The 12,740-nt window shown below is 72.5% G+C and carries 12 protein-coding genes; 5 read left to right on the top strand and 7 right to left on the bottom strand.

The window, feature by feature from the left end; genetic code table 11:
- Positions 1-15 precede the first annotated feature (15 nt).
- The gene (locus tag IEY30_RS06850; RefSeq protein WP_030201369.1) at positions 16-456 is read left to right on the top strand and encodes a nuclear transport factor 2 family protein; all 441 of its coding nucleotides are present in this window, start codon (positions 16-18) and stop codon (positions 454-456) included.
- Between the two features lie 61 nt (positions 457-517).
- Here IEY30_RS06850 and IEY30_RS06845 read toward each other — a convergent pair whose 3' ends face one another.
- Positions 518-1,234 carry an SPFH domain-containing protein gene (locus IEY30_RS06845; protein WP_052358834.1) on the bottom strand — a complete coding sequence of 239 codons (717 nt, stop codon included), beginning with the start codon at positions 1,232-1,234 and terminating at the stop codon, positions 518-520.
- 746 nt (positions 1,235-1,980) lie between these two features.
- Here IEY30_RS06845 and IEY30_RS06840 point away from each other — a divergent pair.
- Positions 1,981-3,231, top strand: coding sequence for a DUF2786 domain-containing protein (locus IEY30_RS06840; protein ID WP_052358833.1), 1,251 nt, complete (start codon positions 1,981-1,983; stop codon positions 3,229-3,231).
- 36 nt (positions 3,232-3,267) lie between these two features.
- On the opposite strand, the gene IEY30_RS06835 is transcribed toward IEY30_RS06840, so the two are convergent.
- From IEY30_RS06835 to IEY30_RS06825, 3 genes are read right to left on the bottom strand one after another with little or no spacing between them, the layout of a single operon-like run.
- A complete protein-coding gene (locus IEY30_RS06835) occupies positions 3,268-3,618 on the bottom strand; it encodes a TfoX/Sxy family protein (RefSeq protein WP_030201362.1) in 351 nt (116 codons plus the stop codon).
- 7 nt (positions 3,619-3,625) lie between these two features.
- Positions 3,626-5,080, bottom strand: coding sequence for an MFS transporter (locus IEY30_RS06830; RefSeq protein WP_030201357.1), 1,455 nt, complete (start codon positions 5,078-5,080; stop codon positions 3,626-3,628).
- A gap of 33 nt (positions 5,081-5,113) precedes the next feature.
- Positions 5,114-6,439 (bottom strand): M20/M25/M40 family metallo-hydrolase, encoded by a 1,326-nt coding sequence (locus IEY30_RS06825; RefSeq protein ID WP_030201354.1) that lies wholly within the window; start codon positions 6,437-6,439, stop codon positions 5,114-5,116.
- A 28-nt stretch (positions 6,440-6,467) separates the two neighbouring features.
- Between IEY30_RS06825 and IEY30_RS06820 the strand changes: the two genes are divergently transcribed.
- Positions 6,468-8,054, top strand: a complete 1,587-nt coding sequence (locus IEY30_RS06820) for an LLM class flavin-dependent oxidoreductase (RefSeq protein ID WP_030201352.1) — start codon at positions 6,468-6,470, stop codon at positions 8,052-8,054.
- A 12-nt stretch (positions 8,055-8,066) separates the two neighbouring features.
- Here the strand turns inward: IEY30_RS06820 and IEY30_RS06815 are convergent, their stop codons facing one another.
- Positions 8,067-8,615, bottom strand: a complete 549-nt coding sequence (locus IEY30_RS06815; protein ID WP_030201349.1) for a type 1 glutamine amidotransferase domain-containing protein — start codon at positions 8,613-8,615, stop codon at positions 8,067-8,069.
- A 150-nt stretch (positions 8,616-8,765) separates the two neighbouring features.
- Here IEY30_RS06815 and IEY30_RS06810 point away from each other — a divergent pair, with 150 nt between their 5' ends.
- Positions 8,766-9,494 (top strand): MBL fold metallo-hydrolase, encoded by a 729-nt coding sequence (locus tag IEY30_RS06810; RefSeq protein WP_030201347.1) that lies wholly within the window; start codon positions 8,766-8,768, stop codon positions 9,492-9,494.
- 83 nt (positions 9,495-9,577) lie between these two features.
- Positions 9,578-10,564 (top strand): LLM class F420-dependent oxidoreductase, encoded by a 987-nt coding sequence (locus tag IEY30_RS06805; RefSeq protein ID WP_030201346.1) that lies wholly within the window; start codon positions 9,578-9,580, stop codon positions 10,562-10,564.
- 15 nt (positions 10,565-10,579) lie between these two features.
- Here IEY30_RS06805 and IEY30_RS06800 read toward each other — a convergent pair whose 3' ends face one another.
- Together IEY30_RS06800 and IEY30_RS06795 are read right to left on the bottom strand one after the other, a co-directional pair.
- The gene (locus IEY30_RS06800; RefSeq protein ID WP_030201343.1) at positions 10,580-11,116 is read right to left on the bottom strand and encodes a DUF4395 domain-containing protein; all 537 of its coding nucleotides are present in this window, start codon (positions 11,114-11,116) and stop codon (positions 10,580-10,582) included.
- Positions 11,117-11,185: 69 nt separating this feature from the next.
- Positions 11,186-12,733, bottom strand: coding sequence for an MFS transporter (locus tag IEY30_RS06795; RefSeq protein WP_081920599.1), 1,548 nt, complete (start codon positions 12,731-12,733; stop codon positions 11,186-11,188).
- Positions 12,734-12,740: the final 7 nt, after the last annotated feature.

Genomic DNA, 12,740 nt, shown 5'->3' with positions numbered 1-12,740 from the left:
CCCGAGGAGCCGACGATGGATCCACGACCTCCCCTCCCGCCGTTCACCGAGGAGTCCGCGCGCCGCAAGGTGCAGGCAGCCGAGGACGCCTGGAACACCCGCGACCCGGAGCGCGTCGCCGGGGCGTACTCGGAGGACACCGAGTGGCGCAACCGGGGCGAGCACGTCGTCGGGCGGGCCGCGGTCGTCGCGTTCCTGACCCGCAAGTGGGAGCGCGAGCTGGACTACCGCCTGCGCAAGAACCTGTGGGCCTTCTCCGACAACCGCATCGCCGTCCGCTTCCAGTACGAGTCGCGCGACGCCTCCGGGCAGTGGTGGCGGTCCTACGGCAACGAGCTCTGGGAGTTCGACGACCTCGGCTACATGCGCCGCCGCGAGGCGAGCATCAACGACGTGGCCATCGAGGAGTCCGAGCGACGCGTCACCCCGGGCGAGGGCGAGCTGCCCGCCTTCTGAGCCCGGGCGTTCGGGCCCAGAAGGCAGACACGCCGGCGACCGTCGGCGCGCTTGTCGGGCGCTAGTCGGTCGGCCGGTCCTGGACCGCGTCGACGACCACCGCGTCGGACACCGCACCGGGCACCGCTTCCGACACCGCGAGGACGATGCGCGTGCCGGGGGGCGCGGCCTGCACCAGTCGCAGCCGGGCGAGCGCAGGGTGCGCATCGAGCAGCTTGGCGCCGTTCGCGAGCGAGCGCAGGGCGGCCGTCTCGGCACGGGCCGCCTCGAGCTGCGCCTCACCACGACGCCGGGCCGTGGCCAGCTCGGCCGCTGCAGACCGCAGCTCCACCGGCACGATCACGTCCTTGACGACGACCTCGATCACGTCGGCGCCGACCCGTCGCGCGACCTCCGCCGTGGCGGCGGTGATGCGCTCCGTCGGCAGGGCTGCACCGCGACCGACGAGCTCCTCGGCCGTCAGCGTCGCCAGCGCGTCACGGAGGGCGACCTGGGCCGCGAGGTAGACCGTCGCGGCCGGCTCCTCGGAGACCTCCACGAATGCCACCGGGTCGGCCACTGCCCAGCGCACGACGGCGGACACACGGACCGAGACACCGTCGGAGGTCAGGACCTCCTGGGGCGAGACCTGGGTCAGGCGCTCGCGCAGGTCGAGGACCACGAGCCGCTGCCCGGCACGACGACGGTGCCGACCGGCCGGAAGGACCTGCTCGAGGACGCCGTGGCGGTAGCGCAGCGCGCAGTGGCGCGGCTGGATCGTGAAGCGGATCAGGGACATTCGGGCGACCTCCTTCAGGTCGTTCGGTGGGACAGGCTTCGTGGGACAGGCCTCGTTCCCAGACTTCGTCGGGCAGGGCAGCAGTGGGGAACGATGACGCAGACGCGAGCGGGTGCCGCCGGCCGTGCAGCGCGTGCCGCGGGGACCGGGCTCGAGTCCCGGCCCGCAGGGCGACACCCGTCGGGACACGGTCGACGACACCCTGAGGATTTGAACCTCTGGTGCTGGGCACCGTTACCTGGAGTGGGCGCTTGGACAGAGCGCTGCATCCGAGGGCGGGTCCGACACACAGGACCTCCGGTGGCACGCCACCTCGGCTGCTTGCCCGCCCCGTGCGGTCCAAGGATGACGCGCCGGCAGGACTGGGCGCCAATGGTTTTGCCTGCCCTCGCGTCAGCCACCCCGGCACGCCCACCGTCGCGGCCGCCGTGACGGAAGCCGTCCACACCCCTCCGCGCGGTCGCCCTGTCGTCCACAGGCACCTGCCTGCGGTGCGGACCACCGGTGGGCCAGATGACAGCATGAGGACGACATCGCGAGGAGGTCACATGGGCAAGGCGAGTCGCAGCCGGCGGCGGGGTGCGCACGGCACACCGGGAGCAGCCGGCGCTCCCGGCAGTGCGCGTCAGGGAAGCGCCCGTCAGGGCCGCACCGCGCGGCCGTTCGGAGGTGCGGCCGCCGCATCCGCGCAAGACGCACCGGATGCCACGACGAACCATGGCCTGCCGGCCGACGAGCAGGCGCGCGTGGTCCTGCGTGACCTGCTGGGTCAGGCCTTCGCGGCCCTCGACCGGGCAGATGCGCACTCGCTCGACGACGTCGTCGCAGGCGTCGCAGCGATGTGCGCCTCGCCGAGCACGCACCGCGTCGCCGTGCTGTCCCTGCTCGACGCTATGACCCGCGCGGCCACGCACGCCTGGGAGCTCGGCTGGCAGCCCGCCGACATCCACCGCATCGTCGGTCGGCGTCTCGGCCCACCGGAGCAACAGATCGCCGTGCACGTCATGACCGACGAGCTCGGCCAGTACGCACCGGCGACGATCGACCGGCTCTGGGTCGCCCAGCTGCGCGAGCTCGGCGGCGGCTCGCCCCGCCCGCGCTCGGTCACCTGGATGGAGGCGTTGCGCGCCGCCGGCACGGACTGGTTCACGCTCGTGTCGCGGTCGGTCATCGTCCTCCACCTGCTGGCCCGACTGCCTCGGCTCGAGGTGCTGACGCCGCTGCCGGGTCAGGCTCTCCCCGAGGCAGGCACGTCGCAGACCGGAGGCGCCGATCCGGCAACGCCCGCCGACGAGCGCATCCTCAGCCGCGTGCGCATGCTGCTCGCCAAGGCCGAGTCGACGACCTTCGAGGCCGAGGCCGAGACCTTCACGGCAGGAGCCCAGGCGCTTATGGCGCGACACAGCATCGATGCCGCCCTGCTGTCCCGCGACTCCCGAGACGGCCATGGCGGGACGGGTCCCCAAGGGCGGCGCATCGGCGTCGACAACCCCTACGAGGGACCCAAGGCCGTCCTGCTGCAGGCCGTCGCGTCGGCCAACCGGTGCCGGATGGTGTGGTCGCGCGAGCTGGGCTTCGCCACCGTCGTCGGCTTCGAGGCCGACCTCGAAGCGGTCGAGCTGCTCTTCACCTCGCTGCTCGTCCAGGCGACGCGCACGCTGGCCGCGGCGGGCTCGCGCAGCGACCAGCACGGCGGCAGCCGCACCCGGTCGTTCCGGCAGTCCTTCCTCTCCGCGTTCGCCGACCGCATCGGTGAGCGGCTGCACGAGGCGACCGCCCAGGAGGAGGAGGCCGCCGTGGCGGAGAGCACCCACGGTCGTGAGCTGGTGCCGCTGCTCGCCGCCCGCGCGGAGGAGGTCGACGAGCAGCTGGACTCCTGGTTCCCGGAGGTCCGTCAGACGAGGGTCAGCGCGGCGCGCGACGCAGAGGGCTGGCACCACGGCAGGTCGGCCGCCGACCGGGCGCACCTCGGCACGGCTCGAGGCGTCCAGGCCTGACCCGCCCGGCCCGGCGAGACCGACGAAAGCCCGCCCCTACCGCTTCGGCTTCTTGACCTTGGGGGGCAGGGTCGCGACGTGGTCGCGGGCGCGGTCGAGCCATGCGGACTGCTCGGCGTCGTCGAGGTCGGACGGCAGCGACAGGTAGCCACCCATCGGTCGCCCCTCCGGCCCGAAGGGGCCGCTCCCCGGCACCGCCCGCAGCTCCTCGAGCCCGGCCTCGTCAAGCTTGACGCCGACGTTGGGGCCGAAGAGCCCAGCGAACATGTTGCCGTTGACGAAGGCGCCGAGGCTGCCGAACATCGGCTTGACCTCGACCCCGGGGCCGGGCGTCACGAGCGAGCGGAAGTGCTCCTTGGCCTCGTCGGTGTGCTTCGGCAGCTGCATGGATCCATCACACCACCAGAAGGGGCGCTTCGGCTGGGGTCGAGGCCCGGACGACGGCGAGGAAGGCCGCAGCCACCAGCGCAGTGACGCCGCAGATCGCCCACACGGTGAGGTAGCCGGACAACGACGCGTGAGCCGTGGCCTCGGCGTCCACCGTCCCGGTCGAGGCGAGCGCGATGGCGAAGACGCTCGAGGCGAAGGCGCCGCCGATGGTCTTGGTCGTGTTGGTCATCCCCGTCGTCAGGCCGGTGTGGGTCGGGGGCGCCTGGGCCGCCGCCGCGGTCGGCAGACCCGCCACGAGCGCGCCCGAGCCCAGACCGGCGATGACCATGTTCGTCATCGTCTGGGCGAGCGTGTCGTGGAACGGCAGGAAGAGCAGGTAGCCGACGGCGACGAGCACCGCCGCCACGACCATCGCCACCCGCGTGCCGGTGCGATGGGCGAGCAGGTGGAGCAGCAGCGCCCCGACGGCGAGCGAGAGCACGTAGCCGCCGATGATGATCGAGACCTTGCCGGCGGAGGCCCCGAGGCCGTAGCCCGTGACGGCCGGGTCGGTGCGCGCGAACGTCGACAGCGGGATCTGGGCGCCGAGCACCGAGACGCCGAAGAGGAACGCCGTCGCCTGCACGGGCCACTGGCCGCGGGCGCCGAGGATCCGGAGGTCGACGAGCGGCTCCGGGTGGGCGAGCTCGACCCGCGCGAACGGCACGAACGCCGCGAGGCCGGCCACGACGAGCACCCACGGCCACGGGCTGCCCGGGCCGAGGACGCGCAGCATGACGAGTCCACCCATGACGAGGCCGAGCGCGGCCGTGACGAGCCAGAAGCCGCGCCAGTCGATGGACCCGTGGGCAAGTACCGGCGACTCCTCGATCCCGAACCAGATCGCGACGAGGGCGAGCGTCACGACGACCGCCGGCAGCGCGAGCAGCGCTGTCATGCCGAGCGACTCGGCGAGCGCACCGCTCGTCAGGGCTCCCGCGATGACGCCCAGCTCGAGCCCCGCGACGAGCAGGCCAGCCGCCCCGCGCACGCGCCGTTCCGCTCCGCCGGTCCGGCGGTGGATGATCGCCACCTCCATCGGCAGCCACACGACGTAGAAGCCCTGGACCGCCCACGCCACGAGGAAGAGCCCGAAGCTCGGCGCGAAGGCCACACCCCATGACGCGAGCGCCGTGACGACCGTCGAGAGGAGCAGCACCTTGCGGTGGCCGATGAGGTCACCGAGGCGCGCGAGCAGCGGCACGACGAGCGCCGACACGATGAGCTGCGCGGCCTCGAACCAGTTGACGTCGGCGTCCTTGATCGACAGGTGCCGCGCGATGTCGGTGAAGATCGGCGTGTAGTAGCCCTGCAGCACCCCGCTCGCGAGCTCGACGCAGATGAGGAAGCCGACGACCTTGGTGATCGGGCTGCGGGCCACGGCCCGGGCGGCGTCGGAGACGGCCGTGCTGTCTGACATGCGGATCCTGTTCTCGCGGAGTGGTGCTGGGTGTCAGAGCTGTTCGATGAGACGGCGGTACCACGTGACGCCGTCCCGCAGGTCGTCGACCCCGATGCGCTCGTCGACGCCGTGGATCGACGCGCGCTGGGCATCGGTCATCCGAAACGGCGTGAAGCGGTAGACCCGTGGCCACACGCGGTGGAAGTGCCGTGAGTCCGTGGCCGCGAGCATGACGTAGGGCACGGCGACCGTCCCCGGAAACACGTCCGCCAGTGTCGACTCGAGGAGGGCGTATGCCGTGTCGTCCGTCGGCGACACCGGGCTCGGTTCGTCGCCGCTGACCAACGACACCTCCACGTGGGGGTCCTTGACCGTGCTGCGGATCCGCTCGATCGCCCCGTCGACCGTCTCCCCCACCATGACGCGCATGTTGACGTGGGCCCGGGCCGTCGCGGCGATGACGTTCGCCCCCGGCGACCCCGAGAGCTGGGTGACCGCGACGGTCGTCCTCGTCAGCGCGGCCGTCTCGTGGCCGAGCCGCGGAAGGACCCGGGAGAGCACGGGGCGCAGCCGGCGCGCGTGACCGAAGACCGCGGCATACGGCATCCGCGCGTGGGCGCCGGCGCGCTCGAGCATGTCGACGGTGGCGTCCGGCAGGTGGCTCGGGAAGGGCTTGCGCTCGAGGCGCAGGATCGCCCTCGCGAGCCGGGTCGTGGCGCCCATCCGGCGGGGCGCGGAGGCGTGGCCGCCGTCCCCGCGCGCGGTGAGCTCGACGTCGACGGTGCCCTTCTCGGAGACGCCGATGACGGCCATCGGTGCGTCGACGCCGGGCAGGGCTCCCTGGACGATGGCGCCGCCCTCGTCGATGACGAACCACGGCTCGACGCCGCGCTCGCGCAGGATCGAGACGGCATCCTTGGCGGCGCGACCCGACACCTCCTCGTTGCAGCCGAACGAGAGCCACACGTCACGACCCGGCGTCACCCCGTCGGCCACGAGCTCCTCGACCGCCTGGCAGGTCGCGACGAGCGAGCCCTTGCAGTCGAGCGCCCCACGGCCCCAGACGTGCCCGTCGGCGAGCTCCGCAGCGAAGGGCGGGTGGGTCCACGCCGACGGGTCGTCGACCGGCACGACGTCGAGGTGCGCCATGAGCACGACCGGGGCCTCACGCGTGCGCCCGGGCCACCGGACAAGCAGGGCGTCGCCGCTGATCCGCTCGACCTCGCACGCGGCGTGCAGTCGGGGGAAGCGCTCGCGCAGTTCGGCGAGGAGCGCCTCGAACGCCGTCCGGTCCTCCTTGGTGGGGTCCCAGTCGGAGACCGTGGGGATGCGGATCAGTGCCCGTAGCGCCTCGACGGCGGCGTCGTCCCCGTTCATGGCCCGGAGCGTATGCCACGCTGACCGCATGGACTACGGGCACGAGCTGCAGTTCGGGGTGTTCGCGAGCCCCGACGCCTCACGAGTGCACGAGACGCTCGAGCTGGCGCAGCTCGCGGACGTCGTGGGGTTCGACCTCTTCACCGTCCAGGACCATCCCTACAACGCGAAGCACCTCGACACCTCGACGCTGCTCACGGCGGCCGCCGCCCGCACCAGCGCGATCCGGGTCGCGGCCAACGTCGCCAACCTGCCGCTGCGACCCCCCGTGGGCCTGGCCAAGCAGGTCGCAACGCTCGACATCGTCAGCGGCGGCCGTGCCGAGCTCGGGCTGGGGACCGGGGCCTTCTGGGACGCCATCGTCGCCGCCGGCGGCGAGCGCCGCTCGCCCAAGGAGGCGGTCGACGCGCTCGTCGAGGCGATCCGCGTCATCCGCGGTGTCTGGGGCCAGGACCCGGACGACCCCGGCGCCCGGTCGGTGACCGTCCGGGGCGAGCACTACGCCGTCGCCGGCATGCACGCCGGGCCGTTCCCCGTGCACCGGGTCGAGATCTGGCTCGGCGCCTACAAGCCGCGGATGCTGCGCGTGACCGCACGGCTCGCCGACGGCTGGCTGCCGAGCCTGGGCTACGCCGACCCCGACGCCCTCGCCGGGATGAACGCCGTCATCGACGAGGCGGCCGACCGGGCCGGACGCGGGCCGCAGGCGATCCGGCGGATGTACAACGTCTTCGGCCAGTTCGGCACGGGTAGCGGCTTCCTGCGCGGCACGGCCGACGACTGGGCCGAGCAGCTCGCCGAGCTCACCCTCACCCATGGGATGAGCACCTACGTCCTCGGCACCGACGACCCCGACGTGCTGCGCCGGTATGCCGCGGAGGTCGCCCCAGCCGTGCGTGACCTCGTCGACGCCGAACGGTCCGGACGCGCCGGCCGCGCCGGCGGTGCCGGCGGTGCCGAGCCACCCGCCGCCGCTTCGCCCGCGCCCGTCGACAGCTCCCCGCTCACGGTCCGTCCGACACCCGATGACGGCACCCGCCTCAGCGCATCGCTGCCCTGGCGCGAGGACGACCGTCCGGTGACCGCGAAGCCCGACGACGCGGCATACTCCCCCGCCGAGCAGGCGGTGCCCCAGCACCTCGTCGACGTGCACGACCACCTCCGCGGCGAGCTCGCCCAGCTGCGCGACATCGTCGGCCAGGTGCGACGTGGGGCCCTGTCGACGGGCGCGGCGCGCTCGGTCATCAACACGATGGCGATGCGGCAGAACAACTGGACGCTCGGCGCCTACTGCGAGACGTACTGCCGGCTCGTCACGGGGCACCACACGCTCGAGGACCGCAGCATCTTCGTCCACCTCCGCACCGCCCAGCCCGACCTCGGGGCCGTCATCGACCGGCTCGAGGAGGAGCACCACGTCATCGCCGACGTGCTCGAACAGGTCGACGACGCCCTCGTCGGGCTCGTCGGCACCGACGGCTACGGGCAGACGGGCGAGGGCGCGCTGGAGGAGATCCAGCGCGCCCTCGACCTGCTCACCGACACCCTGCTGTCACACCTGGCGTACGAGGAGCGCGAGCTGCTGCACCCACTGGCCAGGCACGGGTTCGGCTGAGCGACAAGCGGTTCAGGCCGGGCTGGCAGCCGCGCCGTGCTCGAGCGCCTCGACGACGGCGCCGCAGAAGTCCGGCAGGTCGTCGGGGTTTCGGCTCGTGATGAGGTTGCCGTCGACGACGAGCGACTCGTCGACCCACTCGCCGCCCGCGTTGCGGATGTCGGTCTGCAGGCTGGGCCACGAGGCGAGCCGACGGCCCTTGAGGACGTCGGCCTCGATGAGGGTCCAGGGTGCGTGGCAGATCGCAGCCACGGGCCGGCCCGACGCGACGAACTCGCGCACGAGGGCGACGGCGGCCTCGTCCGTGCGCAGGGCATCGGGGTTGGCGACGCCGCCCGGCAGCACGAGCGCGTCGAAGTCCTCGACCTTCGCGTCGGCGACGGTGACGTCGACCTTCTTCGTGTCGCCCTTGTCGAGGTGGTTGAACATCTGCACCTCGCCGGACTCGGGACTGACGACGACGGCCTCGTGCCCGGCGTCGGTGACGGCCTTCCACGGCTCGGTCAGCTCGACCTGCTCGATGCCCTCGCTCGCGACGAGGAATGCGACTCGCTTGGCCATGTGGCCCTCCTTTGCTCGCCCCGACGAGCGGGGCGTTCGGTGGTGCTGTGGCGTCGACCGCCACCTTCGGCTCCTACCCGCCCGACCGGCGAGTGTCACCGAGGTTCGACAGCCCGGGCGCGTGAGGCCGGTCGCGGCTACTGTCGGCGCATGGCCAAGGACCTCGTGGTTCCGCTCGCGCCGAACGTCTGGCGCATCCCTCTCGTGCGCGACCTCGTCAACGGCTTCATCCTGCGCGACGACGACGGCCAGGTGACGCTCGTCGACATGGGGGTCTCGAGCTCGGGTCCCAAGGTCGTCGCGGCCCTCGGCGCCATCGGGGCCGGGCCGTCCGACGTGACGCGACTGGTGCTCACCCACGCGCATCCCGACCACGCCGGCGGGGCGGCGCACGTGGCCCGCGAGACGGGCCGCGGCTTCACGATCCACCACGACGACGCGGCATACGCCATGGAGGGGTCCTCGCCACCGCGAGACCGCAGCTTCCTGCTGGGACGCCTCTTCGATCGCTTCTCCCGGCCGGGCCGCGACTTCGAGCCGCTGACGGTCGAGCGCGAGATGGTCGACGGCGAGGTGCTGCCCGTGGCGGGCGGCCTGCGCGTCGTGCACACGCCGGGCCACTCCCCCGGGCACGTGTCGCTGCTCCACGAGGAGTCGCGCACGCTCATCACGGGTGACGCGATCTTCAACGTCATGGGGCTGCGCTGGCCCGTCAAGGCGTTCTGCACCGACTTCCGGATGACGCAGCGCACCGCGCACGAGCTCGGCGAGCTCGACTACGACGTCGCCGCCTTCACCCACGGCACCGAGCTGCGCGACCGGCCGCGTGAGGCGATCCGCCGCTTCCTCTCCGCGCACCGCGCGACAGCGGACGGCTGACGCGCGAGACTGGTCCACAGGCTCATCCACAACTGTGGACAGACCTTGGACACCCCGTGCTGCGGAGTGGGTAAGGGGCAGGTGTGACGAACTTCGGATACACCCTGATGACCGAGCAGAGCGGCCCCAAGGACCTCGTCCGATGGGCCGTGGGCGCCGAGGCGGCGGGCTTCGACTTCGAGGTCTCGAGCGACCACTACTCGCCGTGGCTCACCGAGCAGGGCCACGCCCCGTACGCGTGGTCGGTGCTCGGCGCCGTCGCCCAGGCCACCGAGCGCGTCGAGCTCATGACCTACGTGACCTGCCCGACGATGCGCTACCACCCAGCCGTCATCGCCCAGAAGGCCGCGACGATGCAGCTGCTCGCCGACGGGCGCTTCACCCTCGGCCTCGGCAGCGGCGAGAGCCTCAACGAGCACGTCGTCGGCCAGGGCTGGCCGGGCGTCGTGACGCGTCAGGACATGCTCGTCGAGGCCATCGAGATCATCCGCAAGCTCCACTCCGGCGAGCTCATCACGCACCACGGCGAGTACTTCGACGTCGACTCCGCCCGCGTCTGGGACCTGCCCGACATCCTCGTGCCGGTCGCGGTCGCGGTGAGCGGCGACCTGTCGATCGAGCGGCTCGCGCCGCTGGCCGACCACATGATCGCCGTGCAGCCCGAGGCCGAGCTCGTCGACACGTGGAACCGCACCGAGGGCGCCGAGCGCATCGGCGCGGGAGCCCGCGCCATCGGCCAGATCCCGATCTGCTGGGACCCCGACGAGGACGCGGCGGTCGAGCGGGCGCACGAACAGTTCCGCTGGTTCGCCGGCGGCTGGAAGGTCAACTCGGACCTGCCGACACCCGCCGGCTTCTCCGGGGCGACGCAGTTCGTGCGCCCGGAGGACGTCGCCGAGTCGATCCCGTGCGGCCCCGACCTCGACAGGATCGTCGAGTCCGTCCGCGCCTACTGGGAGGCCGGCTTCACCGACATCGCCCTCGTGCAGGTCGGCGGCGACGCCCAGGAGCGCTTCCTCGACGAGGCCGCCGGCCCGCTGCTGCAGAAGTTGCGCGCGGCCGCCGGCTGAGGCGGCGCGAGCGTCTCAGGCGGCCTGGCGCTCCGCACGCTCGGCGAGGATCCGCTCGCGGCGCTTCGTGATGTCCGCGCACTCGAGGCAGACCTCCTCGGGGATGACGCCGAGGCGCATGAGGCCGGCGAAGGCGATGCAGCCCACGCAGATGCCGAAGACCGACTCGAGGGCCGGGAAGACCACCATGACGACGCCGATGACGACCACGGCGACGATCGGCCCGGTCGAGCCCGTTACGAGGCTGAGCACCCAGAGCACGGTCGCGGCGACCGTCATGACCGCCCCGATGGTCGCCGCGAACCGCTTGGGCGGGCCGGCCGTGGGTCGCTTGGCCGCGGAGACGGAGGGTCGGATCCACCGCTGCACGAGCCGGGCCACCGGGCTGGCCGAGGGTCCGAGCGCTGCCCGCAGGGTGAAGTCGACGGCGAGGACGGCATAGAGCCACCACTGCGAGGTCGCGAGGGCGATGACACCGACGACGAGGACGACGGCCGCGATGAGCCGGACGGTCACGTCGTCGACGACAGCGGGGAAGCGCGAGGAACTCATCCACACATTATTGACGACATAAGGTCTGGTTATGCAAGTCGTCTCGCGATGTGACGCATTCGCGGCCCCTCAGCGGGCGCGGAGCACCCGCACCGCCACGGCCGCGCACACCACGAAGAGGCCGGCGCCGACGCCGGCCACGACGCCCAGGCTCGTCGTGAACGCGGCCTGCGCTGCGGTCACGAGGTCGTGCCCTGCCGCTGCCGGCAGGGACGTCGCCGCGCGGACGGCGCCCGCGAGGGAGTCGAGCGCAGCGGTCGTCGCGTCCCCGGCGTGGGCGGCGGCATACGGCCCCAGCTGCGCTCGGTAGACGAACGTCGCGAGCGACCCGAGACCGGCGATGCCGACGGCGATCCCGAACTCCCCCGACGTCTCGGACATCGACGCGACCGAGCCGGCGCGCTCCGGCGGTGCGGACTGCATCATGACTCCCATCGTCAACGTCGACGGGAGCATGATCCCGAAGGACGTCAGGCACATCCCGAGGACGAGCAGTCCGAGACCGTGAGCCGGGCCGACCTGCGTGTAGAGCACGAGTCCGGCGGCGCAGACGAGCAGGCCCGTCGCCATGGTGCGGCCGGTGCCGAGGCGCTGCGCGATCCGCGCCGACGACGCCGACCCGACGAGCAGGGCCACGTTGGCCGGGAGCATCCACAGGCCGGCGCCGAGTGGGTCGAGGCCCGCGACGAGCTGGAGCCACTGGGAGCTGAGGAACGACACCCCCGCCATGACGACCCCTCCCACGAGCATCACGGCGAGCGCGGCCCCGAAGGCACGGCTGCGGAAGAGCGCCAGGTCGACGAGGGGGTTGGCGATGCGGCGCTGGCGGCGGACGAAGGCGATGCCCAGGACGGTGCCGGCCGTCATCGTCAGCAGTGCCGTCGAGGTGCTCCCACCGCGCGCGATCTCCTTGAAGCCGTAGATGACCGGCAGGATCGTGGCGAGCGACAGCACCGAGCTGAGGACGTCGACCCGCGACCCGGCCTGCCGCTCCGACTCCGGCAGCACCCGACGGCCGACGACGACGAGCAGCACCATGAAGGGCACCCCGAGCAGGAACGCGGACCCCCACCAGAAGTGCTGGAGCAGGAGGCCGCCCACGAGCGGGCCGACGGCCATGCCACCCATGAAGCACGAGTACCAGACCCCGATCGCCGCCATCATCTGCTTCTCGTCGGTGAAGATCGTGCGGATGAGGCCCATCGTCGACGGCATCAGTGTGGCCCCGGCGATGCCGAGCACCGCCCGCCAGACGATGAGCTGGCCGGGGCTGCTCGCGTAGGCCGCTGCGGCGCTCGCGAGACCGAAGCCCACCGCGCCGACGAGGAGCAGCCGCTTGCGGCCGATGCGGTCGCCGACCGCGCCCATGGTCACGAGGAACCCGGCCAGGACGAAGGAGTAGATGTCGAGCATCCACAGCTGCTGCGTCGTGCTCGCGCCGAGGTCGGCGGAGAGCTCGGGCAACGCCAGGTAGAGCACGCTGACGTCGAGCGACAGCAGCAACGCCGTCAGGGCCAGCACCGCGAGGGCGAGCCACCGGCGCCGGGTCGGCAGTTCGGGGGCGGTCGAGATGGAGGCAGAGGCGGATGCGGACCGGGTCTCGATGGGTGTCGTCATGCCCACA

Source organism: Terrabacter tumescens, assembly GCF_014646815.1.
GTDB lineage: Bacteria > Actinomycetota > Actinomycetes > Actinomycetales > Dermatophilaceae > Terrabacter > Terrabacter tumescens.
The sequence above is the reverse complement of the archived record's forward strand: the minus strand, read 5'-3'. Positions and strand labels throughout refer to the sequence as shown.